Source organism: Aeromonas sp. S13(2024) (assembly GCF_041402405.1).
Taxonomy (GTDB): Bacteria; Pseudomonadota; Gammaproteobacteria; order Enterobacterales; family Aeromonadaceae; genus Aeromonas; species Aeromonas veronii.
In genome coordinates this window covers 181,259-205,066 of sequence record NZ_JBGLRA010000005.1, presented here as the reverse complement: position 1 = coordinate 205,066, position 23,808 = coordinate 181,259, and the positions used below count along the sequence as shown (strand labels likewise).

Annotated in this window: 25 protein-coding genes; 14 read left to right on the top strand and 11 right to left on the bottom strand. The window is 60.9% G+C overall.

Annotated elements, in window-relative coordinates; genetic code table 11:
- Positions 1-36: 36 nt before the first annotated feature.
- Together ACB042_RS10010 and ACB042_RS10005 are read right to left on the bottom strand one after the other, a co-directional pair.
- Positions 37-1,263: a winged helix-turn-helix domain-containing protein gene (locus ACB042_RS10010; RefSeq protein WP_371178334.1), complete on the bottom strand. Its 1,227-nt coding sequence runs from the start codon at positions 1,261-1,263 to the stop codon at positions 37-39.
- Between the two features lie 53 nt (positions 1,264-1,316).
- A complete protein-coding gene (locus ACB042_RS10005; protein WP_371178333.1) occupies positions 1,317-1,976 on the bottom strand; it encodes a class I SAM-dependent methyltransferase in 660 nt (219 codons plus the stop codon).
- Between the two features lie 144 nt (positions 1,977-2,120).
- On the opposite strand from ACB042_RS10005, the gene ACB042_RS10000 reads away from it, so the two are divergent.
- The 7 genes from ACB042_RS10000 to ACB042_RS09970 all read left to right on the top strand — a co-directional run bounded on the left by ACB042_RS10000 (position 2,121) and on the right by ACB042_RS09970 (position 8,726).
- Positions 2,121-2,795 (top strand): thermostable hemolysin, encoded by a 675-nt coding sequence (locus ACB042_RS10000; protein WP_100645294.1) that lies wholly within the window; start codon positions 2,121-2,123, stop codon positions 2,793-2,795.
- Positions 2,792-4,288 carry an AMP-dependent synthetase/ligase gene (locus ACB042_RS09995; protein WP_371178332.1) on the top strand — a complete coding sequence of 499 codons (1,497 nt, stop codon included), beginning with the start codon at positions 2,792-2,794 and terminating at the stop codon, positions 4,286-4,288. Before ACB042_RS10000 ends, ACB042_RS09995 begins: the two co-directional genes overlap by 4 nt.
- Positions 4,285-4,938 carry a TenA family transcriptional regulator gene (locus ACB042_RS09990; protein WP_371178331.1) on the top strand — a complete coding sequence of 218 codons (654 nt, stop codon included), beginning with the start codon at positions 4,285-4,287 and terminating at the stop codon, positions 4,936-4,938. Before ACB042_RS09995 ends, ACB042_RS09990 begins: the two co-directional genes overlap by 4 nt.
- Before the next feature lie 34 nt (positions 4,939-4,972).
- Positions 4,973-5,842, top strand: coding sequence for an SDR family oxidoreductase (locus tag ACB042_RS09985; RefSeq protein ID WP_371178330.1), 870 nt, complete (start codon positions 4,973-4,975; stop codon positions 5,840-5,842).
- 1 nt (position 5,843) lies between these two features.
- Positions 5,844-6,476, top strand: coding sequence for a tetratricopeptide repeat protein (locus ACB042_RS09980; protein ID WP_236284757.1), 633 nt, complete (start codon positions 5,844-5,846; stop codon positions 6,474-6,476).
- A 130-nt stretch (positions 6,477-6,606) separates the two neighbouring features.
- A complete protein-coding gene (locus ACB042_RS09975) occupies positions 6,607-7,293 on the top strand; it encodes a response regulator (protein WP_005335091.1) in 687 nt (228 codons plus the stop codon).
- Complete coding sequence (locus tag ACB042_RS09970) at positions 7,290-8,726, top strand: ATP-binding protein (protein WP_371178329.1); 1,437 nt, start codon at positions 7,290-7,292, stop codon at positions 8,724-8,726. The genes ACB042_RS09975 and ACB042_RS09970 overlap by 4 nt, the downstream gene beginning before the upstream one ends.
- 38 nt (positions 8,727-8,764) lie before the next feature.
- Here the strand turns inward: ACB042_RS09970 and ACB042_RS09965 are convergent, their stop codons facing one another.
- A complete protein-coding gene (locus tag ACB042_RS09965) occupies positions 8,765-9,259 on the bottom strand; it encodes a RimK/LysX family protein (protein ID WP_081990717.1) in 495 nt (164 codons plus the stop codon).
- 381 nt (positions 9,260-9,640) lie between these two features.
- On the opposite strand from ACB042_RS09965, the gene ACB042_RS09960 reads away from it, so the two are divergent.
- The 5 genes from ACB042_RS09960 (at position 9,641) to ACB042_RS09940 (ending at position 14,690) form a co-directional block, all read left to right on the top strand.
- Entirely contained in the window at positions 9,641-10,684 is a 1,044-nt protein-coding gene (locus ACB042_RS09960) for a GMP reductase (RefSeq protein ID WP_005348017.1), read from the top strand.
- A gap of 198 nt (positions 10,685-10,882) precedes the next feature.
- Positions 10,883-12,079, top strand: coding sequence for an elongation factor P maturation arginine rhamnosyltransferase EarP (gene earP, locus ACB042_RS09955; protein WP_371178328.1), 1,197 nt, complete (start codon positions 10,883-10,885; stop codon positions 12,077-12,079).
- 45 nt (positions 12,080-12,124) lie between these two features.
- On the top strand, positions 12,125-12,691 hold the full coding sequence (gene efp, locus ACB042_RS09950; protein WP_005362323.1) for an elongation factor P: 567 nt from the start codon (positions 12,125-12,127) through the stop codon (positions 12,689-12,691).
- Between the two features lie 134 nt (positions 12,692-12,825).
- A complete protein-coding gene (locus ACB042_RS09945; RefSeq protein ID WP_144714433.1) occupies positions 12,826-13,590 on the top strand; it encodes a DUF3530 family protein in 765 nt (254 codons plus the stop codon).
- A gap of 143 nt (positions 13,591-13,733) precedes the next feature.
- Complete coding sequence (locus ACB042_RS09940) at positions 13,734-14,690, top strand: D-2-hydroxyacid dehydrogenase (RefSeq protein ID WP_279505654.1); 957 nt, start codon at positions 13,734-13,736, stop codon at positions 14,688-14,690.
- Between the two features lie 96 nt (positions 14,691-14,786).
- Here the strand turns inward: ACB042_RS09940 and ACB042_RS09935 are convergent, their stop codons facing one another.
- Together ACB042_RS09935 and ACB042_RS09930 are read right to left on the bottom strand one after the other, a co-directional pair.
- A complete protein-coding gene (locus ACB042_RS09935) occupies positions 14,787-15,269 on the bottom strand; it encodes a YMGG-like glycine zipper-containing protein (RefSeq protein ID WP_323876055.1) in 483 nt (160 codons plus the stop codon).
- Positions 15,270-15,516: 247 nt separating this feature from the next.
- A complete protein-coding gene (locus tag ACB042_RS09930) occupies positions 15,517-17,067 on the bottom strand; it encodes a sensor domain-containing diguanylate cyclase (protein WP_168797117.1) in 1,551 nt (516 codons plus the stop codon).
- A 248-nt stretch (positions 17,068-17,315) separates the two neighbouring features.
- On the opposite strand from ACB042_RS09930, the gene ACB042_RS09925 reads away from it, so the two are divergent.
- Positions 17,316-17,918 carry a nitroreductase family protein gene (locus tag ACB042_RS09925; RefSeq protein WP_005348028.1) on the top strand — a complete coding sequence of 201 codons (603 nt, stop codon included), beginning with the start codon at positions 17,316-17,318 and terminating at the stop codon, positions 17,916-17,918.
- Between the two features lie 114 nt (positions 17,919-18,032).
- Here ACB042_RS09925 and ACB042_RS09920 read toward each other — a convergent pair whose 3' ends face one another.
- Together ACB042_RS09920 and ACB042_RS09915 are read right to left on the bottom strand one after the other, a co-directional pair.
- Positions 18,033-18,680 carry an HAD-IA family hydrolase gene (locus ACB042_RS09920; protein ID WP_371178327.1) on the bottom strand — a complete coding sequence of 216 codons (648 nt, stop codon included), beginning with the start codon at positions 18,678-18,680 and terminating at the stop codon, positions 18,033-18,035.
- 8 nt (positions 18,681-18,688) lie between these two features.
- Positions 18,689-18,934 (bottom strand): hypothetical protein, encoded by a 246-nt coding sequence (locus ACB042_RS09915; RefSeq protein ID WP_040066840.1) that lies wholly within the window; start codon positions 18,932-18,934, stop codon positions 18,689-18,691.
- A 116-nt stretch (positions 18,935-19,050) separates the two neighbouring features.
- On the opposite strand from ACB042_RS09915, the gene ACB042_RS09910 reads away from it, so the two are divergent.
- Positions 19,051-19,959 (top strand): LysR family transcriptional regulator, encoded by a 909-nt coding sequence (locus ACB042_RS09910; RefSeq protein WP_371178326.1) that lies wholly within the window; start codon positions 19,051-19,053, stop codon positions 19,957-19,959.
- Positions 19,960-20,053: 94 nt separating this feature from the next.
- On the opposite strand, the gene ACB042_RS09905 is transcribed toward ACB042_RS09910, so the two are convergent.
- From ACB042_RS09905 to ACB042_RS09890, 4 genes are all read right to left on the bottom strand, one after another.
- Positions 20,054-20,992, bottom strand: a complete 939-nt coding sequence (locus ACB042_RS09905) for a diguanylate cyclase (protein WP_371178325.1) — start codon at positions 20,990-20,992, stop codon at positions 20,054-20,056.
- Between the two features lie 199 nt (positions 20,993-21,191).
- Complete coding sequence (locus tag ACB042_RS09900; RefSeq protein ID WP_371178364.1) at positions 21,192-21,848, bottom strand: cold shock domain-containing protein; 657 nt, start codon at positions 21,846-21,848, stop codon at positions 21,192-21,194.
- A gap of 132 nt (positions 21,849-21,980) precedes the next feature.
- Positions 21,981-22,547, bottom strand: coding sequence for an isochorismatase family cysteine hydrolase (locus tag ACB042_RS09895; protein ID WP_371178324.1), 567 nt, complete (start codon positions 22,545-22,547; stop codon positions 21,981-21,983).
- A 49-nt stretch (positions 22,548-22,596) separates the two neighbouring features.
- Positions 22,597-23,760, bottom strand: coding sequence for an FAD-dependent oxidoreductase (locus ACB042_RS09890; protein ID WP_371178323.1), 1,164 nt, complete (start codon positions 23,758-23,760; stop codon positions 22,597-22,599).
- Positions 23,761-23,808: the final 48 nt, after the last annotated feature.

Sequence of the window (23,808 nt, the reverse complement as noted above, 5' to 3'; positions counted from 1 at the left end):
TATCACTCTTGCAGCTTAGCCCAGAAGGGATAGATCTCACTTTGCAGGGGCGCTTTCATGCCACAACGCCAGCAAATTGGCCGGAATGGCACCATAACGGAGCTGCGGCGTCTGGTGCCAGTCAGCCAGCTTTTGCAGGGCTTTCGCCAGATCCTGTGCAAGCGTGCGGGTCACTCTCACACCGGCTTCCAGATAGAGGCTCTTGATCTCGAAGATCCCCTGCTGGCGATGGGCCTTGGCATCCATCCTGCCCACCAGCAGGCCACGATGGAGCAAGGGCAACACGAAGTAACCGTATTGGCGCTTGGGGGCCGGGGTATAGCACTCGATGCGATAGTCGAAGTTGAACAACTCACTGGCCCGTTTGCGATCCCACACCAGCGGGTCAAACGGCGACAAGGCGGTGGTATGGGTTGCCTTGAGGGTGCCCGCCTGTGCCCTTGCCAGCTCATCGGCCAGCGAGGCGTGCACAAAGGCGCCGTGCTGCCATCCCTCCACTCGTACCGGCAACAGTTCACCCTCGTCCGCCAGTTGATGGAGCAAGGCGTCATATTTGCCGCGCCGCAGCCGGTAGTAGTCCGCAACCCAGCCAGTTTTGACCAGCCCCAGCGCCCGGCAGCTGGCGCACACCATATCCCGCTGCGCCTGCTCGATGCTCGGCAGATCCCGCTCATCACACCACTCGGGGAGCACCCGCTCGGCCAGGTCATAGACCCGCTGAAAGTTGCACCGCTCCCGCACCATCAGCTGACCGGTGGTAAACAATACCTCCAGATGGCGCTTTTCCGGTTTCCAGTCCCACCAGCCGTTCCCCTTGCCGGTTGTGCGTTCAAAGTCAGCCGCCCGCACCGGGCCGTGCTGACGAATGCGTTCGATAAGCTGGCCAATCTCCTGCTGATGGGTAGCGAGCCAGTTGGCCGAAAACTTCCACCCCATGGCGGCAGGGTCGAGCATCCGGTGGCGCAGCAGCCGGTAATCCTCGCGGGGTACAAAGCAGGCCTCGTGGGCCCAATATTCGAAGATCTCGCCGTCGGCCAGCAGCTGCTCCAGCCAACGCGGTTCGTACTGGCCAAGCCGGCTAAAGAGCACCAGATAGGGGCTGCGCGCCACCACCGAGATGGTATCGATCTGCAGCAGCGCCATGCGGCGAATGGTGGCCAGCAGATCGGCGGGGGTCGCCTTGCTGCGACGGGGGGCCAGCAGCCCTTGCGCCGCCAGTTGCAGATGACGGGCATCCTGCAGTGAGAGGTGGGGTATGGACATGAAAACAGGGCATCCGTTCCAGAAGTCAGGCGATCAGCATGCCCAATCCATGATCAAATGAATACACCCTGTTCAGGTTTGGTGAACACCGCCACATCTGCGTGGGGGAAGCTGAGCTCGGCCTGCCAGCGAGCGGCCAACACCTGAAACGATGCCTCGGCAAAGAAGACGATGTGGGTCGGGTCGTGGCGATAACGCCAGTTTTTAAACCGCTCGTCACTGAGCACCCGCTGGGTTTGCAGCACCAGCACACCGCCCGGCTTGAGGCAATCCCACAACTGCGCCAGCTCCGTGCGCGGCTCGGCGATATGCTCGATCACCTCGGTACTGGTGATGAAGTCATACTGACGCGTCAGCAACTCGGGAAAGTCGGCATAGAACTTATCATATCCAACCATGTCGTAACCCGCCTCACGCCCCATCGCCACCAGCGCAGGGCCGGGACCGCAGCCAAAATCGAGACCACTGGCAGGAGTTGGCACCCGACTCAGTACCTCGCCAAATGCCCGCATCAGAAAGGTGCGATAACGGGGATCATCAACCTGGTTATCGTGGCCGTCGTAGACCGCCTTCTCCGCCGCCTCATCCAGATGATCCGCCTCATCCAGCCAGACCAGCTCGCACGCGAGGCAGCGATGATAGCGTTTGCCCGCCACCGGCAGGGGATAACTGCGATGGCTGGCACACAGGGGGCAGCTGACGGTGGATGACATGGCTATTCCTCTTGGGGGCTTCCTGTTGGATAACAGCGGCGCAGATTGCCTGCCCGTCGCGTCGCTGACAACTTTTTTTGCTCCTTAAGGGTTTCTTAAGTTTGCCCTTTTACTCTCAAACCATCGCAAGAGAAGGAGTCACCCATGACCATCGAGATCCAGGCCCCCTACCGATTGCTGCTAGCCAAGTCCCCGCAGCAGGTCATGGCACTGCAAACCTATATCCAGGCCGCCTATACCCTCGAGTTCAACGCCCGCATCCCCCATTTCCTCCCCTGCCTGCTGGGGCTCTATCGGGCGGACGGGACGCTGGTCGGTGCCTGTGGTCTCAATCATGCCAGTGAGGGGCCTCTCTATCTGGAACAGTATCTGGAGCAACCCATCGAGGCCGCCATCAACACCCGCCTCGGGGTCTATCCGGCACGCAACCGCATTATCGAAGTGGGCAATCTGGCCTGCAGCGAACCGGGCAATGCCCGCCTGATGTTTGCGGCCCTGTGTCGTCTGCTATGTGAAAACGCCCTCGACTACGTGGTCTTTACCGGCACTGCCAAGCTGCGCAACAGCTTTGCCCGTCTGCAACTCAACCCGGTGGAGCTGGCCCCCGCACAGGCCCATCAGGTGGGAGCCGATGCCGATGCCTGGGGTGAGTACTACCGCTGCCAACCCAAGGTGATGGTGGGCGACATCAATCAGGGGCGCGAGGTGCTGGCCCAGCGCAGCCTGCTGCTCAATCTGCTGGCCCCCATGCCAACCCTGTTTGACGATGCTGGCAAGAGCAGTGATAACCAGCCCCATCAAAAAAGGTGCGCCCAATGAGCCTGTTCGACGCCATCGCCAAACATGCCCACGAGCATCCGCAATCCCCTGCGCTGCTGAGCAACCAGCAGCGTCTCGATTACCAGACCCTGTGGCAACAGATCCAGCGTCTGGCCAGCCAGCTGCAACAGCTCGACATCAGCCGTCTGGCGCTGCAACTGGACAACGGCCTGCCCTGGGCGCTGCTGGATCTCGCCTGCACCCGCGCCGGTATCGTGGTCATTCCGGTGCCCCACTTCTTCAGTCAGGCCCAGCAGGCCTGGTTGCTGGAGAGCAGCGGCGCCGATGCGCTGGTGGGCCCACATCATCAGGGGTGGCATGCCGCCGAACCGATCTCGCTGATCACCGGCGAGCTACCGCTCTGGCGCCATACCCCGACCAATCGACCGGCGCTGCCCAAGGGCACCGCCAAGATCACCTACACCTCCGGCACCACGGGCCAGCCCAAGGGCGTCTGCCTGTCACTGACCCAGATGATAGCGGTGAGCCATGCGCTGGCCGAGCGGGTCGCGCCAGCCAAGGTGGAAAAACACCTCACCCTGCTGCCGCTGGCGACCCTGCTTGAGAACATCACCGGCCTCTATGTGCCGCTGCTGACCGGCGCCTGCAGCCGCATTCCGCCCCTCGGGGAGCTCGGTTTCACCGGATCCAGTACGCTCAATCCAGCCATGCTGGGGGAAGGCCTGCTGCGCTGGTCGACCCACAGTCTGGTGCTGGTGCCCGAACTGCTGCGCCTGCTGCTGGCGCTCTGCACCAGCACCCCGACGCTGGCCCAGCAGCTCAAGAGCCTGCGCTTTATTGCCGTCGGTGGCGGCAAGGTGGCCCCCGACCTGATCAAACACGCCCGTCAGCTCGGCCTGCCGGTATATGAGGGGTATGGCCTCTCGGAGTGCGGCTCCGTGGTGGCGCTCAACAGCCCGGATGCTGACAAGCCCGGCAGCGTCGGCCGCCCCCTGCCCCACTGTCAGGTCACCATCGCCAGCGACGGCGAAATTATGGTGAGCGGCAGCGCCATGCTGGGTTATCTCGGCAGCAACGAACCAACTCCCGAACAGATTGCCACTGGCGAACCTTCTGCCATGCAGATCGCCACAGGCGATCTGGGTCATCTGGATGATGAGGGCTACCTCCATATCACCGGGCGCAAGAAGAATGTCCAGGTCACCGCCTTTGGCCGCAACTTCTCACCGGAGTGGGTGGAAGCCGAGGCCCAGCTCTGCCCCGCCATCGCACGCATCGTGGTGTTTGGCGATGGTCAGCCTGCCAACGTGGCGCTGATCCAGCCCCTGCCGGGCAAAGAGGCGGATCTGCCACGCCAGATCGCCGGTCTGAACCAGCGGCTGCCCGATTACGCCCGGCTGCACCACTGGTTGCCGGTGGCGCTGGATCAACATCCCGGCCTGCTGACCGCCAACGGGCGCCCCCGTCGCAACGAGATTTACCAACACTTTTCCCGGCAAATCAGCCAATGCCTTACAGGAGAATCGTCATGAGCTTCTACCAGACTCTGCAACAAGCCACTGCTCAGGAGCGTGAGCATCTGTTCAACGCCCCCATCATCGAAGCCTGCCGCCGTGGCGATATCAGCCGTGACACCTATCTCGCCTTTCTGGCGCAGGCCTACTACCACGTGCGCCACACAGTTCCACTGCTGATGGCAACCGGCGGCAAGCTGGGTCAGGAGTACGAGTGGGTGCGCGGCGCCATTGCCGAGTACATCGACGAGGAGTATGGCCATCAGGAGTGGATCTTAAGCGATATCCGCGCCTGTGGCGGTGATGCCGAGGCGGTGCGCCACGGCCAGCCTGGGCTGCCCATCGAGCTGATGGTCGCCTTCCTCTACGACCAGATCCAGCGCGGCAACCCCATGGGCTTCTTCGGCATGGTGCAGGTACTGGAAGGCACCAGCGTGGCCATCGCCCTCACCGTCGCCGACCAGCTGAAAAAGGGTCTCGGCCTGCCACCCCAGGCGATGAGCTACCTGAGTTCCCACGGCGCCCTGGATCAGGAGCACCTCAAGTTCTTTGAATCCTTGATGGATAAGGTCGAGAGTCCGGCGGATCAGGCCGCCATCATCCACGGGGCCAAGGTGGTCTATCGCCTCTACGGCGAGATGCTCTACAACCTCACCTCCACACCGTAAGTCGGCAGCAGACAGCAAAAAGGGAATCCATACCATGAACCTTGAAGGGAAACTCGTGCTGCTCACCGGCGCCAGCGGTGGCATAGGTGAGGAGCTGGCGCAGGAGCTGGCCGCCCAGGGGGCACACCTGCTGCTGCACGGACGTCGCGGCCCGACGCTGGAGCGGCTGTGCAAGTCACTGCCTCATCCCGAGCGCCATCAGGTGGTGCTCGCCGACCTCGGCTCTGCGCAGGAGCGGGCGAAGCTGTTGCAACACCCAGCGCTGGAGGACGGGATCGACATCCTGATCAATAACGCTGGCTGCAACCAGTTTGCCTGGCTGGAAGATCAGAGCTTCGAGCAAGTGGAGCGCCAGCTGCTGCTCAATATCGAGGCGCCCATCCAGCTCACCCGTGCCCTGCTGCCAACCATGCGCAAGCCGGGGATCATCATGAACATGGGGTCGAGCCTGGGCAGCATCGGCTACCCCGGTTACAGCGTCTACTGCGCCAGCAAATTTGCCCTGCGCGGCTTTAGCGAAGCGCTGGGACGGGAGCTGGAGGGGAGTGGTATCAAGGTGCTGCACTTTGCCCCCCGCGCCACCCGCACCAAGCTCAATTCTGAGGCCGCTTACGAGATGAATGCGGCGCTCGGCACCCAGACCGACAGCCCGCAGGAGGTGGCCGAAGAGGCGGTCATCGCCCTGTGCAACGAAACCCGCCGCAGCTGGCTCGGCTGGCCGGAAAAACTGTTCGTGCGGCTCAATGCCCTGCTGCCCGGCATCGTCGACAAGGCGCTGGCCAGACAGCTGCCGATCATCAAACGTTATGCCCGTCATCTTCAGCCAGGGACGGCTGATGCCGGCGCCAACAGTGCGCCACAACCAGACTTGTCCCACCCGATCCCGACCAAGAAGGAGCATTAATATGAATTTTTTCCGTCAATCCGTGACCTCTTGTGCCATCGCCATCCTGCTGGGATCCACCTCAGCCATGGCCTCGAATGATGCCCTCACCCCCATCCAACAACAGTGGGCCGTCTGCCAGTATCAACAGAGCGGCAAGGCGAAAGAGAGCTGCCTCGAAACCTTGAGCACCCAGGCCGAAGCGGCCAGCGCCAAGGAGCCCTTTCGCGCTGATCTGCTGATCTGGTCGGCCATCGTCAAGAGCACCTGGGCGGGGGCCAAGGGCGGGCTGGGAGCGCTGGGGCTGGTGAAAGAGGCCAAAGCCAAGCTGGAGCTTGCGCTCAAGCAGGATCCCAAGGCGCTGGACGGCTCCGCCTATACCAGCCTGGGCTCCCTCTACTATCAGGTGCCCGGCTGGCCGGTCGGTTTTGGCGATGACGAAAAGGCAGAGCAACTGCTCAAGCAGGCGCTGACCATCAATCCCGATGGCATCGACCCCAACTTCTTCTATGGCGACTTCCTGCTGGATCAGGGTCGCAAGGCCGAGGCCAAAACCTACCTCGACAAGGCGCTGGCAGCCCCGGCCCGCCCAGGTCGCGAAGTGGCCGACGAAGGGCGCAGAATGGAGATCCGCGATCGGCTGGCCAAGCTATAAAACCCTGATGGATCAAAGAACTATTTAAACTCTGCCCACCAGCTTGCATACTGGTGGGCAGGGTTGTTTATGCCACGGCACGCCCTGGCGCTGAGCCAGATCGCCACACCCAACAAACAGGGAGAAAAGAATGCGGATCCTGCTGGTAGAAGATGATGTGATGCTGGGGGATGGTATGCAGGATGCACTGCGCCATAGCGGCTATACGGTGGACTGGCTGCAACAGGGGTTGCCCGCTCTGGCAGCCCTCAAGAGCGACGAGTTCGCCGCCCTGATCCTCGATCTCAACCTGCCCGACATCGACGGCCTCAGCCTGCTGCGCAAGTTGCGGCGTGAAGGACACCAGCTGCCGGTGCTGATCCTCACCGCCCGCGATGCGCTGGACGATCGGGTGGTTGGCCTCGATGCCGGCTCCGACGACTACATGGTCAAGCCCTTCGCCCTGCAGGAGCTCAACGCACGCCTGCGCGCCCTCGTTCGCCGCAGCAAGGGGCAGGCTCAGGCGGTACTGGAGTATGGCGACATCCTCATCTATCCAGAATCCCAGCAGGTCACCTATCAGGGCGAGGCGGTCAAACTCACCCCCCACGAATACAAGTTGCTGCAGGAGCTGATCAGCCAGAGCGGCCGGGTGCTGAGCAAGGATCAGCTGCAACAGAGCCTCTACGGCTGGGATGAAGGCGCCGAGAGCAACGCGGTAGAGGTGCATATCCACCATCTGCGCAAAAAGTTCTACAGCGACCTCATCCGCAATATTCGCGGGGTCGGCTACATCATTCCCCAGCTCGAACAGCCAAGCCGGACACCCGCACGATGAAACGCCCGCGCTCCATTCGCCGCTTTCTACTCACCGGTATCCTGACGCTGGTGAGTCTGAGCCTCACCATCAGCGCCTTTATCGGCTACATGGAGGCGAGCCACGAAATGGAGGAGCTGTTTGATGCCCGCCTCGCCCAGTCGGCCCGCATCACCAACCAGCTGCTGGCCCGCTATATGGCCCAGCAGGAGCAGTTGCCCGCCAACGGCACCGTCTATCAGGAGTGGGAGGCGCAGAACCCCGATGAGTGGCAAAAAGACCCCAGCCTCAACCTGACCGGCGAGGATCGGGAGATCACCCCCTACGGTCACGAGTTCGAACGCAATCTCTACTTCCAGCTGCTCGATGAAAAGGGCGGCTTGCTGCTGCGCGCCCCCAGCGCCCCGGAACAGCCGCTGGTCACCCTGGCCATCGGCTTCGACACGGTCAAAAAAGATAATCACCAGTGGCGCACCTTCACTCTCTACAACCAGCAGGAGCAGACCTGGCTGGTGGTGGCCGAGCGGGACGACGAGCGCAGCGAACTGGCCAGCAAGATGGCCACCCTCACCATGCTGCCGCTGCTGATCACCCTACCCTTCCTGCTGGCCCTGCTCTGGTGGCTCATCACCCGCGGGCTGGCCCCCCTGCGTCAGCTGGCCCAGGCCATCAGTGAACGTCACCCCGCCAACCTGAGCCCGCTCAGCCTCAAGATAAGCGCTCAGGAGCTGACCCCCCTCACCAACGAGATCAACCGGCTGATGCAGGCGCTGGCAGAGACCATAGAGCGGGAGAAGCAGTTCACCAACGAGGCGGCCCACGAGCTGCGCACCCCGTTGGCGGTGCTGCGGATCCACAGTGAAAATGCCCTTGCGGCCGATGATGACGCCAGCCGCCAGCAATCCCTGCACAAGATGCTGCAGGCCCTCGATCGCAGCGATCGGCTGATCCGCCAGCTGCTGACCCAGGCCCGTATCGACAACCAGCAGGGGCTGGTATTGACCGAGCTGGAGATAGGCCATCTGCTGCAAGGCACCCTGGCGACCCTGGCTCCCATTGCCCTCAAGAAGGATCAGCAGCTGTCGCTGGAGTGTGAATTGCCGCAGCTGGTGATGGGGCAGGCCACCCTGCTCGAACTGCTGTTCAGTAATCTCATCGACAATGCGCTGCGCTACACTCAGCCGGAGGGCGAGATCAGGGTGCGGGTTCAGCGAGAGGGCAACCGGGTGAGGGTGGATGTAAGTGACAACGGCCCCGGCATTCCCGCCAGCGCCTTGCCCCGGCTGTATGAACGCTTCTTTCGGGTCAATCCCCAGCAGGGGGATGGCGTGGGTCTCGGCATGGCCATCGTCTCGCGCATTGCCCAGCTGCACGGCGCCGACCTCGATGTCCACAACCGGGCGGAAGGGGGGCTGGAGGTGAGCGTGTTACTCCCACTCCCGCCGGCAAGATAAGCGATAAGTAAAGAGCCCGCGATGCGGGCTCTTTACTTTCAATGACAATCTGGCTGCACGGTAAAGGTTCGACTGGAATCCACTGGGCCCAGCTCCGCCAGCAGGCGGCGGCCCAGCAGCACCGGATAGATCATCTTGCTGCGATCCCGCAGGGTGAACCACTCCTCATACACCTTGTCCCCCAGACAGATGGACATAGTCACCGTTGGCCGCTGCTCCATACCGCCCGCCCCGCGCACCGTCACGCTGCGCTCGACCCGCCGCTCGAACTGCTGTTTGACCAGCTTGCCGCTGTCGGCATCGGTCACCACCAGCATGAAGCGCACCCAGGGCTTGCCATCCCGTTTGAATCTGGTGATGGAGCGTGCATCGAGGGAAGAGGTGAGCGCCCCGGTGTCGAGCTTCATCTTCACCGCCACGCCGGTAGGCAAAATAAGCCCCTTCTCGATCCAGCCATAGCTGGTCGGGGTCTCAGCCAGCGCACTGCCACACAGTGCCAGCATCAGGGTGATCCCCACCATCATCTTGCCCATTTTACTGCCCTGCCTTGTCAATCCTGCGCCCAGATCTACCACAGTCCCATTGTGGGTCAATCCGATTTATTTCAGCTACTTGGATAATATCTGGCGGGTCAGGAGAGAGACGACAAAGAGTGGCCGAACGGCGGCCCAAGCGGGCGGGAATATCGAAGGAGAGCAAGGCACCGAACGGTGCTGGATGAAACTGGTGGTTAACCTCAGGTTGTGACGCCAAAGGCTACCACAAGGATTTACAAATTATCAGTCTTGTTCTGAAGGGATTTTTGCCTACACTGTTGTAAACCGGAGGGCCTGAAAACCACCGGTTTTTTTGCGCCTGCCGAAAATTTGCCACTGCAAAAGTGACTTTCAACAAGGCTCAATAAGGAATTTGTAATGCGTATCGAAGAAGACTTGAAGCTCGGTTTCAAGGATGTCCTGTTCCGCCCCAAGCGCTCTACTCTCAAGAGCCGTTCCCAAGTAAGCCTGACCCGTCAGTTCACCTTCAAACACACTCAGACCCAATGGCAAGGCGTACCCGTTATCGCCGCCAACATGGATACCGTCGGCAGCTTCGCCATGGCGCGCACGCTGGCCGGTTTCGAGATGATGACCGCGGTACACAAGCACTACAGCCTTGAGCAGTGGCAAGCTTTCGTCAACGAGACCGATCCGGCGCTGCTGGGCCATGTGATGGTCTCCACCGGCACCTCGGCTGAAGATTTCGCCAAGACCCGCCAAATCCTCGCCATGTCCGAAGCGCTGCGTTTCATCTGTGTCGACGTGGCCAACGGCTACTCCGAACACTTCGTTGAGTTCGTACGCAAGATTCGTGAAGCCTGCCCCAACCACGTCATTCTGGCGGGCAACGTGGTGACCGGCGAGATGGTCGAAGAGCTGATCCTCTCCGGCGCCGACATCGTCAAGGTCGGCATCGGCCCGGGCTCGGTCTGCACCACTCGCGTCAAGACCGGTGTCGGTTATCCGCAGCTCTCCGCCATCATCGAGTGTGCCGACGCGGCCCACGGCCTCGGCGGCCAGATCGTCGGTGACGGCGGCTGCACCTGCCCGGGCGACGTCGCCAAAGCCTTCGGCGGCGGCGCCGACTTCGTGATGCTGGGCGGCATGCTGGCAGCCCACGAAGAGTGCGGTGGCGAGATCGTCGATGTAGACGGCGAACCCTTCATGAAGTTCTACGGCATGAGCTCCTCCAGCGCCATGGACAAGCACGCCGGTGGCGTCGCCGAGTACCGAGCCTCCGAGGGTAAAACCGTGCTGCTGCCCTACCGCGGCCCGGTCGAGAACGCCGTGCGCGACATTCTGGGCGGCGTGCGCTCCACCTGTACCTACGTCGGAGCCAGCCAGCTGAAAGAGCTGACCAAACGCACCACCTTTATTCGGGTTCGCGAGCAAGAGAACAACGTCTACGGTAAGGAATAAACTTGGTTCATCTGCTTTACAGCCAGCTGAAGAGCTGAACAAAGCACGCACCACCTTTATCCGGGTTCGCGAGCAAGAGAACAACGTCTACGGCAAGGAGTAAGCTGCCGCAGCGACCGTCACGCGCTGACGGTTAGAAGCCAGTCAACCGGTGTGCTACCCTGCGCACCGGTTTTTTTGCATCTGGGATCCCGAGCCATGACCACTCACCTGCCCCCGTTTGACTGGGATATCTTCTGTTGCGTCGTCGATAACTTCGGCGACATCGGTGTCACCTGGCGACTCGCCCGCCAGCTAAAACGGGAGGGGAATATTGCGGCACATGGCGATGAGGTTCAGGTGCGACTCTGGGTGGACGATCTGGCAAGTTTCGCCCGCATCTGCCCCGGGCTCGACCCGGCGCAGGATGGCCAGTGGGTCGAAGGCATCTATATCCAGCACTGGCATGAGACCCTGCCGAGCGACATGGCACCGGCCAAGGTGGTGATCGAGGCCTTTGCCTGCGAGTTGCCCGCCCCCTTCATAGAGCTGATGGCGAGCCAACCCAGCCCCCCATGCTGGATCAATCTGGAGTACCTCTCGGCGGAGAGCTGGGTCGATGATTGCCACGGCCTCGCCTCGCCACAGCGAGCTGGCAACCAGAGCCTCAACAAATACTTCTTCTTCCCGGGCTTTACCGCTAAAACCGGCGGTCTCCTGTGCGAGCACGACCTCATCGCCGAACGGGAGCAGTGGCAGCAAGATGATGCGGGACTGGCAGCCTACTGGGCCAGCCTCGGTTTGCCGCCCAAACAAGAGCACGAGCTGCGGGTCAGCCTCTTTACCTACGAGAGCGATGCGCTGCAAAGTCTGGTCGAGAGCTGGTGCCAGAGCGCCACGCCCGTCACCCTGCTGCTGCCGCTGGGGCGCTCGCTGCAAGATGTGCTGCGCGGCGCGAGCCTTGAAGGGGCCATCACCACCGCCCAAGCGGGGGATCTGCTCCACTCGGGCAACCTCACCATCAAGCTGCTGCCGATGACCGATCAGGCCGGTTACGATCGACTGCTGTGGAGCTGCGATCTCAATCTGGTACGCGGGGAGGACTCCTTCGTGCGGGCCCAGTGGGCCGCCCGTCCTTTCCTCTGGCACATCTACCAACAGGAGGAGGAGGCCCATCTGGTCAAGCTGGAGCAGTTCCTCGACCACTATCTTGCTGATCTGCCTGCCGATTGCGCCCAATGGCTGCGCCGCTTCAATCTGGCGCTCAACCGTGGTGAAGATTGCCGCGTACTCTGGGCCCAGTGGCCGCAATACAGCGCGATTTGGCAGCAACATGGGCGACTCTGGTCACAGAAGCTGCTCCGGGATGGGGATCTCGTCACGAGGTTGGTGAAATTTCTGGAAAGCCGTATATAATCTGGCAGTTTTTATCCGTCCGTTTCACGAACAGGAATTTTTTACATGAAAACCGCTCAGGAAATCCGCGCTGGTAACGTAGTCATGATCGGCACCGAGCCGATGGTGGTCCAGAAGGCTGAATTCAACAAATCCGGCCGTAACTCCGCCGTGGTCAAAATGAAGCTGAAAGGCCTGCTGAACGGCAGCGCCACCGAGACCGTCTTCAAGGCCGACGACAAGCTGGACGTTGTTCAGCTGGAGCGTAAAGAGTGCACCTACTCCTACTTCTCCGACCCCCTGTATGTCTTTATGGACACCGAGTACAACCAGTACGACGTAGAGAAAGACAACCTGGGTGACGTGCTGAACTACCTGGTAGACGGCATGGAAGACATCTGCGAAGTGACTTTCTACAACGAGAAAGCCATCTCCGTAGAACTGCCGACCACCATCGTGCGCGAAGTTGAGTACACCGAACCGGCTGCCCGTGGCGACACCTCCGGTAAAGTGACCAAGCCTGCCCGCCTGAAAGGCACTACCTACGAGCTGGCTGTTGCCGCTTTCGTAGAGATCGGTGACAAGATCGAAATCGATACCCGCACCGGTGAATTCAAGCGTCGCGTCAACTAATTGACCGCTTTGAATTGATTGCAAAAAAGCGAGCCAACGGCTCGCTTTTTTATTGTCTCCGAGTTGCCATCACATCGCCCGCCTTCAGAAAATCCCGCCGCCGCCGCTAACCCAGATAACCGGGGGAGCACACTATGGCCAGATTATCCTTATCACTGCTGTTATTGACCTTGCTGGCTGGCCATGGGGCAGAGGCGAGTGAGGTTGCGCCCCCCGTTGCCGAACCTATGCCCCTCGACCATTGGCAAGCGAGCGACTGGAAAGGGCTACCCGATGCCACCCAGATCGACAAGCAGACGGTGCTGTTCGCCAAACACGACAGTGAAAACTATCTTGGGCTCGCCATTTTACTGCCCGACTGGCAGCGCAGCGGCCAGCTGTGGCAACTGACTCGCGCCCTCGGCCGACTGGGCTTTGATACCCTGCTGCTGCTGCCCTCCCCCCAACAGACCGAACTGGACCCAGCCGCCGAGAAAAAAGCGAAAAACAGCGATGAGTTTCGCAAGCAGTTTGCCGAGCGGATCAGCAAGCTGGCCGATGCCAAGCTGCAGGAGGGGGGCTTCAAGCTGATCCTGGCGCAAGGTACCGGCGCTGCCTGGACTGCCAACCTCATCGCCAGCGAACAGTTGCCCGCCCCCGACGCGCTGGTGCTGCTCGATGGTTTCTTCCCCAATCAGCAGAGCAACCAGACCCTGGCCAAACAGGTGGCTCAGGCGGCCATCCCCACCCTGGACCTCTATCAGGAGGATGGCGGTCGCTGGCCCCTGCTGGCCGCCGAGGCCCGCAGAAGCGAGAGCCGGCGCAGCAACAAGCTCAACTATCGCCCCTACGCCCTGATGGAGCTGGAGGAGACCCCCACCCGCATTCAGGGCTGGCTCAACCATCTGGGCTGGCTCTAAACCGACCGCTAGCGTGGCGCAATAAAGCGCGCAAGCTCACATCTGCCGGATAAAGCCCAGCCATGACACAGCGGCAGGCTGGCCCTGACTGCATCCTCTTTGGCATCATGGCCTCTCGAACCTGAACAATGGCAGGAAGGCCCATGCAGCAGATTGTGTTTCTCGACAGCGATACCCTGGATGCGGGCATCACCCTGCATCACCCCGACTTCCCCCACCACTGGCAGAGCTATCCAAGTACTACCCCGGAACAGGTGGTGGAACGGCTCAAAGATGCCAGCATCGCTATCATCAACAAGGTACGGATCGGCGCCGCCGAACTGGCCCAGCTGCCAGAGCTCAAACTCATCGCGCTGGCCGCAACCGGCAGCGACAACGTGGATCTGGAAGCGTGCCGCGCCGCCAACGTCGGGGTGTGCAATATCCGCAATTACTCGGGCCCCTCGGTGCCGGAGCACGCCATGGCGCTGATGCTGGCCCTGTCGCGCAACCTCTTCTGCTGGCGCCAGTCGCTGCTGGAGGGGCGCTGGCAACAGAGCGGCCAATTCTGCTTCTTCGACCACAACATCATGGATCTGCACGGCAAGCAGCTTGGCATCATCGGCAAAGGAACCCTCGGTCAGGCGCTCGGCGAGCGGGCCAAAGGGATGGGGATGACAGTGCGTTACGCCCAGAGCCAGGTCGGCGCCAGTCACGACGAGGATCGCTTGCCCCTCGACGAGTTGCTGCAAAGTTCGGACGTCATCAGCCTGCACTGCCCGCTCACCCCCTACACCCGCAACCTGATTGGCGAGCGGGAGCTGGATCTGATGAAACCGGGCGCCCTGCTGATCAACGTCGGCCGCGGTGGGTTGGTGGATGAGGAGGCGCTGCTGCAAGCGCTGGCCAATGGCCGCCTCGGTGGTGCCGGTTTCGATGTGGCGAGCGTCGAACCCCCGCCCCCCAACCATCCCTTGATGAAAGCGCTGCAATACCCCCACTTCATTCTGACCCCCCATGTGGCCTGGGCCAGCGAAGAGTCGATGCAGCGTCTCGCCGATCAGCTGATCGACAACATCAACGCCTTTGCCGCCGGTCGCCGCCAGCACCGGCTGGTGTAACCGCACGAACGAGTAACCGTAAAATCGAGTGACCACACCATGCAAAACGGGACCAACAGGCCCCGTTTTGCATCTTCCGCACTCACTGCACACGCATCAATCGTCGTCATGCCATCTGTGCTTCTTATGCTTTTTGTACTTCTTGTGGTGCTTGTGATGGTGATGATCGTCGTCATCATCGTAATAGCGATCCTGGCTCTTGTGGCCATCGCCCGTCTTGGCACCGATGGCCGAACCGCTCGCCCCGCCGACCCCGGCGCCGATCAGCTGCCCGGTATCGCCACCGACACTTTTGCCGATGGCGGCACCACCCAGCGCCCCCACCGCGCCGCCAAGGGCCGCTTCATTCTTGTTGCCCTTGTTGGCCGTCGCAGCCCCACCAGCAGCACCGCCCAATGCCGCCCCCACCAGCGCACCGGTATCGCCACCCAGCTCCTTACCGATCATGGTGCCCGCTACACCGCCTGCGCCGCCACCCAGAATGGTATTGAGGGTCTCGGAAGCATGCACGGGCGTGCTGCCAGCCAGCAAGGCGCCCAGCAGTGCCAGTGCGCGAAGAGCACGCGAATTCATCTCCATGGGTACTCCTGTCAAACCTGATTAATATTCAGCGGCACTATACAAAGCGCCACGGGGTTCGCCAGCCAGCAGAAATGAGGGATGCGACAGTCAATGGCCGCACGGCTACTGCCAAAAATGGAAGAGTAAAATCAAGCGATTGAATTTAAAGATTAAAATCACCAAAAAGCCAAACTATTACGGCAGGGTGACCCACAATCTGGTTGTCGTGTCCCGGCACAGACCCGCCGCGCTGGGACAAAAGCTGTCAGTCAGCAGCCTCATCCGCCAGATGCCAGCAGTCCCGGCCAGCCTCCTTGCTACGATAAAGGGCTGCATCAGCACGCTCGAAGATGGGGTCGGCGACGGGTGAATGGCAGGCGCCGCCGATACTCAAGGTGACCTGCCCCTTGTGCTCACGCCACTGTTGATGTCGCACCACGTCAAGCAGACAACTGAGCTTCTCCGCCAGCTCATCCTCTGGCTGTTGCAGCAGAGCGGCAAACTCATCGCCCCCAATCCGGTAAACCGTGCTCACCCCCAGCACATCAGCAAGACAGTTGGCCACCCGACACAGCACCTGATCGCCGAAGGCATGACCCCGACTGTCATTGAGTCCTTTGAAGTGATCAATATCAAACAGCAGCAGCCAGAAGCGCTCCCCCCTCAGCTCCAGCGCGCTCTTGTGCTGCTCGAAGGCTCGCCGGTTCATGATACCGGTCAGAGGGTCCCGCAACAGCGCATCCTGCCCCTTGAGGAAGCTGGCCCTGACCTGATCGATCTCGTTCAGGCTGCGTCGCACAAACCAGGTATTGGCCTTGGTGATGGGGGGAGAACTCTCCAGATTGCGCACGATGCCGGTCAGTGAACCCGACACCAGCGCCTGCTCCTGGCGGAAGATCCGTACCAGCAGACTCAGCGTGCAACACCAGATGGCAAACAGGGAGATCAATGGCAAAACCACCATCTGCAGCGCCTCATAGAGGCTGTTGCGAAACAGCACGGGCGGCAGATAGATATTGAGATCCCAGCCAATGTCCGCCAGCTCGCGCTTCAGGAAAGTGCCATGACACAACACATCCAGACCGAGCCACTGCTGGCCCTGATGCTGCTCGATGGGGTGATCTGCCAGCAGATCCATATTGCTGCCCACCACCAGCTGGCCGCTGTCGCGCAAGGTAAGATAGAGTGCGGCCTGATTGCCGCCAACCGTCCGTTGTAGCGCCTGCTGCAGCGAGTCGAACGACATGTCGACCATCAGCAGACCCAGCAGTTGCCCCTGATCGTCCCGCACCCGTTTGATCAGGCTGAGTATCAGTTCATTGGTATTGTATTCAGGGTAGGGGCCAAACCAGACGAGCTCGTCGCCCGGCATGGTGGTCACCTGATACCAGGGTCGCAGCGCCGCCTGATAACCGGGGGGCGGTAGCCAGTCCGGGTAGCTGTCGATACGATCCGCGTTCAGGTTGTAAAAGTAGATGTAGTGGTTGCCTGGTTTGATCTTGTGCGCAATGGCCCAGATGGGGGAGTCGGCCAGCCCGCCGCGAGCGATCTTCTCCTTGTCGAGCGAGGCCTCCAGCACCGCCAGTTGCCGCTCATTGACCTTCACCATCTCGTGGATCAGGGACGCTTCAACGGAGGATGCCATGTGGCCGAAGCCGGATACCGTCATGTCGATATCCCTCAGATAGCTGGCAATAGCCATGATGATCGTCACTATCAGGATCATCAAACCAATCAATGCAGAGAGGGGGACCAGCACATAGTAGCGTTTATTGAGATACGAACGGCTCACATCACATCCGAACCAAGAAAACATGCGGGGATTGTGGGAGAGAAAGGAGAGTGAATCATTGATTAATATCACTTTCGCGCCCCTTAAATGACATTTCCAACATTAACGAAACGTCAGGGTTCGCAAACGAATATCAACTGACAGGAAAAACGCTAGTTACCCCGGGTTAACCCCGCTCTGCATCGCGGGTGTTATAGTCTATACCTGATTCGGCAGGCGCTGGACAAACCGTCCATCACCGGCTGCAACGCCAAGCAGAACAAGGAGATGTTATGAGCAGTCCGTTTATCGAACAGATCAAAGCACGTCGTACCATCTATGCCCTGGGCGACCAGGTGTCCCACACGCCGGAGCAGCTGACGGCCCTGATCCAGGATGCCATCAGGCACAGCCCCTCCTCCTTCAACTCCCAGAGCTCCCGTGCCGTCATCCTGTTTGGCGCCCAGCACCACAAGCTGTGGGATATCGTCAAAGCCGAGCTGAAAAAGATTGTGCCGCCGGAGGCCTACGCCCAGAGTGAGGCCAAGGTAGATGGCAGCTTCCGCGCTGGCTTCGGTACCGTGCTGTTCTTCGAAGACACCGACGTCATCAAGGATCTGCAGCAAAAATTCGCCCTCTACGCAGACAACTTCCCCATCTGGTCGGAACATGCCACCGGCATCGCCCAGTTTGCGGTCTGGACGACGCTGGCGCAGGAGAAAGTCGGTGCCTCCCTGCAGCACTACAACCCGCTGATCGACGAGGCGGTACGCAAGGAGTGGAACCTGCCCGCCAGCTGGCTGCTGCGCGCCCAAATGCCCTTTGGCAGCATCAAGCAACCGGCCGGCGACAAGACCTTTATCGACGACGCTACCCGTTTCCGCGTTTTCAAATAACCGTTGAGAAAGCAAAACGCCCCCGCATCTCGGGGGCGTTTTTATTGCGGCATACAGTGTTGATGGCGATGGTTCATACCGCAATCTGCGGTCGTAATACGCTCTATCCACCGCTCAGGTGAGCAGCGTCACCAGCAGGGATGTCTCTCCAATCTCCACCTTCACCTCGCGCCAGTCGCGGATCACCGCCACCACCGCCGGATTGAGCGGCGCATCCCCCCCCACCTGCACCACGGTGCAACCTGCACGCAGGGCGCTCTCGATACCGGCCGATGCATCCTCGAACACCAAGCAACGCTCGGGCGAGACGCCAAGCCGTTCAGCCCCCAGCAGATAGGGCTCGGGCTCGGGTTTGCCATTGATCACAGCTTCGGCCCCCACCAGCACGGCCGGCAGCGGCAAACCGGCACAATTCAGGCGATGGCGGGCAACCCGTTCACTGGCGGAGGTCACAATGGCCCAACGCTCTGACGGCAAGTGGCGCAGCAACTCGCCAGCCCCTGCGATAGCGTCGCCACCGGTATGTTCCATCTCCAGCTCGTCGAGCCGCGCCGCCTCCCGCTCCACATCCAGCTGCGGGGCCAACGCCCGGATCACCTCACGTGAGCGCATACCGTGGCACATAGCCAGTACCGGCTCTGGGGCAAGCTGATGATGCTGGCACCAGAGCCGCCATACCTTCTCCACATCGCCGGTCGAACAGACCAGGGTGCCATCCATATCGAGCAACAGGGCGGATACTGACAGGGTGATCGTGTTCATGCCACCACTCATACAGGCACCCCGGCCAGCTCGGGCAGAGAGCCAGAGAGTGCATCGGCAAAGGCCTGCTGCTGGGCGGCACGCTCATAACAGGCCAGCGCCTGCTCGGCACTGCCAGCCCACACCTGCAAGGGGCCGACCACAAAACCCTGTTGCAGCAGGCTGGCGAGCAGCTCCCCCGTCTCCGGGGCCGCCAATGGCTGGGCCAGCACCAGGGTGCCCTTGATCAAAAAAAGATAACGTTGAGTGGACATGATATGGCTCCTTGTTCCGGTTCAGAGGAGGGCTATTCCCCCCTTGCAGAGCCATTAGAACAAGGCGATTAGATAATTTATAATCAATAAATCGCCACTTTGGATAACCAATTGGAATGAGATTCGACTTGAGGCAACTGCAGGCGTTTGTGACGCTGGCCGACACCGCTAACTACCGGGAAGCGGCCAGCCGCCTCTTTATCACCCAGCCGGCCCTCACCAAGCAGGTCCAGGGGCTGGAGCAGACGCTGGGCTGCACCCTGTTCAAACGGGGCCGCCACGGTGCCGAGCTGACAGCGCTCGGTGCCCAGCTGCTCACTCAGGCGAGTGCGCTGGTCGAGCACGGTCGGGAGTTCGAAAGCCATGCGCTGGCGGTGGCGAGCGGCGTGGCCGGTCGACTCAAAATTGGCTTCGGTCTGTCGAGTTTCGCACTGGCCCCTGCGCTGGTGGCCCGCTTCAAACAGCAGGTCACGGACGTGATGGTCCATCTGCAGGATATGCCCTCCGCCATCCAGCAGGAGCAGTTGCTCTCCGGCCAGTTGCAGCTTGGCTTTATGCGCAGACCTCAGATGCCGCAGTTGCAGGAGCACAGACTGCTGATCGACCGGCTGGTGCTGGCGGTGCCGACACGGATGACCGAGCCAGACCCGGCCGCATTCGACGTCCAGCAGGCACTGATCAGTCAACCCCTGTTGCAGATGGTGGGCCACCGCTGCCCTGGGCTCAGCCAGCAGATCGCCGGTTTTCTCGGCGCCAATCGGCTGACCGGCATGGTTCAGGAGGCCGAAGATATCCAGACGCTGGTGGCATTGGTCGCGGCGGGCATAGGCAACGCCATCCTGCCACGCAGCGTCAGCTTTATCGCAGGGCCCGATGTCACCCTCTATCCCCTCTCTGGTCCCAGCTCCGAGTGGGAAGTCAGCATGGTATGGAATCCGGACTTTGCCGACCCCATCCGGGATCACTTCGTCAGGCAGGTGATCGCCAGCCATCCCCTGCCGGTATCAGCCACGCCCGAACGCTGAAACCAGCACTCGCTGGTGGCTAGCACCGTGATCAACCAAAAAACAGTGCGCCCCCATCAAGGGGGCGCATGCAGGACAAAAGCGGCAATGCGGCTCAACAGCTGGCGCAGTGACTACGGTTTTTACCCGCCCCCTTGGCGCAATAAAGCGCCGCATCGGCCGCAGCCAGCAACGCCCCTTCCCCCTCCAGCAGTTGCTCTGCCGTGTAGGTAGCAATGCCAATGCTGGCGCTAAGCTGAATATTATTTGCCACCACGATGTCGAGATCGTTGATGGCCTGACGGATCTCCTCTCCAATCCGCTGGGCCGCATCTCGATCGGTATTGCCGAGGATCAGGGCAAACTCGTCACCACCAAAACGGCAGGGCAGATCCGCCGGACGCTGGCAGAAGGATTGCAGAAGATGGCCCACCAGCTGGAGGGAGCCATCCCCCATCTGATGACCAAGATGGTCATTGCACGCCTTGAAGTTATCCAGATCCAGCATGATGAGGGAGAGCGGAGTATGTTCACGCATGCTGCGCCGCCACTCGTTATGCAAAAAGCTGTTGAATAGCCGCCGATTGGCCAGTCCGGTCAAGGGATCATGTTGGGAGAGGCTGGCAACTTCCAGCTCCAGCAGCTTGCGCTCGGTGATATTGATATGGGCGATGGAAAAAAACTCGGCATCAAGCCCGGGTACCGGCGCGACTCGCATCATAAACCAGCGCTGGGTGTCGGGGCTGTGGCAGGGGTATTCCAGATAGAACTTCTCCTGCTGATGACGGATAACCCGGAGGATCCCCTCCACGGCAGCCAATCCCGAGGGCTCGGATTCAGCATCACAAGCCCCCATATAATTGACCCCAATCCAGTTATATCCCTTTGGCATACCGTTTTGCTCGGCAAACAGATCCCAGGCGAGATTGGTGTAATGGATCACGCCATCCCGATCTATCACCGATATCTGGTCTTCCAGCGAATCCAGCAGCGCAGCCAGATGATGGGCTCGCTCGGCGAAGTAACTCTGCCGCGTCTGTATATCATCCGCCATGGTGGCCATCCTGTGGCAAAAGTGGCATACCGCCATCTATTAACAATTAAGTCAGCAGATAGAGTAAAGCACCCCATTCCCACTTAGCCAACTGAGACCAAATTTCACCATCGAACACTATCCGGCAAGGTTTCAGGCCAGTTTCCCTGTTCCGGATAACAAGAGCACATCATGAGCATATGTATCTGATAAGTCACATTTAATGACCACACCACTGATTTTCACAGGGGATGCCATCTCCTTCCCCATCCATCTTGGTACCAGGGCAGTTTTGTAAAAACCAGGTTGCCTCCTCGCAGGAGGTCATCTGGGAGCAATGCTGCCGACCATCACACTGGCGAATAAAGGTCGTTGCCTGTGGCGTACTGACCTCCTCCTGATTGAAAGAGGAAACCGGCAATGGCGCCATCGACTCGGCCGAGAAACGGGAATAGATGGAAAAGAGGCCGACGAGCACCAGCAGAGGGATCAATTTGCCACTCCAGCTGCTCTTGCGACGTCGATAGGGGTTACTCCGCTCTCTGGTAGAAGTGGGTCGTGGCGGCTGACTTGCCGCCCGAAACGATGACGCCGCTGATGATGCGGCCGACGGCACGGCATCCGCCAACGTGAGCGGGCGATCGGGGAAAAAGACTTGTAACGCCCTTGGCTTGCCATCCTGGCCACTGCCGATCAGATAGGTGACACGCTCCCCCGGCTCTGGCACTCGGCCATCTGATTGCAGCGCCGTAACATGCACAAACAGCCCCGCACTGCGTGATCCATTGGTTGCCTGCTCGGCGCCATTTTGCTCCGGCGTAATAAATCCAAAGCCGCGCGCCTCGTTCCAGCTCGCGATCCGTCCCTGATAACGCATCTGTCCATCCTTGTTGTTATCCATGTGAGCACTAGATTGCCCGACAATCATGTTGCCCAAAAGCACTGCGGCCCGACAGGGGGCCACAGAGTCAATCTCAACACGGTGCTCGGGTGCTGCCTGCGTTAAGGATCAAGCCAGCCGGGACACCTTGATGATCTCGGCGATGCGCCCCAGCATCCGCAGCGAGGTGTGATGCTCGGTGGCATCTGCGGCGGCGCAGGCATCCTCCAGAATGGTGATGGCGTAGTCGCGATCGTGACCATCCCGCGCTGCCGCCTGAATGGCCCAGCTGGTGCTCACCCCGCACAGATAGAGGTGGTCGATGTGATTGGCCCGCAGCGCAGGCTCCAGCGCCGTGCCATAGAAGGGGCTGACCCTGGGCTTGGCCAGCACCAGATCACCGGGTTGCACATCCAGATCAGGATGAAAGTCGGTGCCACTGTCAGCCAAAGAGAGCGCCCCCAACTGGTGAGCACGACCAAACATGGGAGAGCCCTTGGGCTGCAGCTGATAGCCGCCGTCAAAGCCTACCTTGAGCAGCACAACCAGCCAGCCGTGAGCGCGGGCATGGGCCAGCGCCAGATTGGCATGCGCGATGGCATCCTGCTCCAGCACATGGGCTGCGGAGGCGGCAATGCGCCCATCGGGATGGGCAATATCGTTGATAAAATCGATCACCAGCAGTGCCTTGTTCATCACCTTTGCTCCTTCGCGCATTCAGCCCGTGCTATCTGGTTTCTACCTGTCAAACCAGCCCCAGTGCATAGCGCAGCGCCATCTCCTTTAAGGGGCCAGCTTTATCCGCCAGATTGAGTGCCAGATTACGGGCCAGCTTGAGCGGGCCAATCTCGTTGCTGAATACCCCGTAGAAGAGATCCATTCCCGACTGCATCAGCAGGTTGTCAGGAAGACGGCGCCGCTCGTAACGCTCGGCCAACGCCAGCTGATGCCAGTCGGCTCCGGCCCCTTGCAGCAAGTCGACCCAGCAGGCCACATCCTTGAAACCGAGGTTGACCCCCTGCCCCGCCAGCGGGTTGATGGTGTGGGCAGCATCGCCAAGCAGCACCACCCGGCCGACGTGATAGTCGTTGGCGTGGCGGCGCACCAGCGGGAAGCTCCCCTTGCCGGTGACGGTGAACCCGCCGAGCCGACTCGGGAAGTGGCGGCGCACTTCGGCAGCAAGCCCTTCGTTGCTCATGGCCGCCAGCGCCCGGATCCGGGCCGGGCTGTCATACCACACCAGAGAGCCGTGCTGACCGGGCAGCGGCAGGAAGGCGCGCGGGCCGCTCGGGGTGAACTGCTGCCAGGTGATATCTTCCTGCGCAAAGTCAGTGTCGATATTGATCAGCATGCAGTGCTGGCGGTACTCGAAGCGCGATACGCCGATACCGGCCAGCTTGCGGGTGTGGGATTCGGCGCCGTCGCAAGCCAGCACCCAGCGGGCCGCCAGCTCGGTGCCGTCGTCCAGAGTCAGCACAGCTTCATCTGCACTCTGGCGCAGGCTCATCACAGCCGCCGGGGTGTGGGTCTGGATGGTGGGAAAATCTTCCATCCGCTTGAGCAGGGCGAGCTGCACCAACCGGTTTTCGATGATGTAGCCGAGCTGGGGCAGACCGAGGTCGGCGGAATTGAAGCGGGTGGCAAAACCGTCCAGCTCCCAGGTCTCCAGCCGGCGGTAGGGGCAGAGCCGCATCTGCTGCAGATGGTGCCAGGCACCGGCCTGCTCCAGCAGCGCCACCGAGGCCTGACTGATGGCGGAGACCCGCAGATCCAGCGGCTGCTCCGGCGCGTAATGCTCCGGCAGTTGGGTCTCGATGACCCGCACCGAGAGACCCTGAGCCGCCAGCAGACAGGCGGTGGCGGCGCCCACCATGCCGGCGCCGACGATGGCGATATCACACTGTTCCATACATTTATTCCTGAAAGGGTGCGTCCGGCGACAGCGCCCGGACGTAAA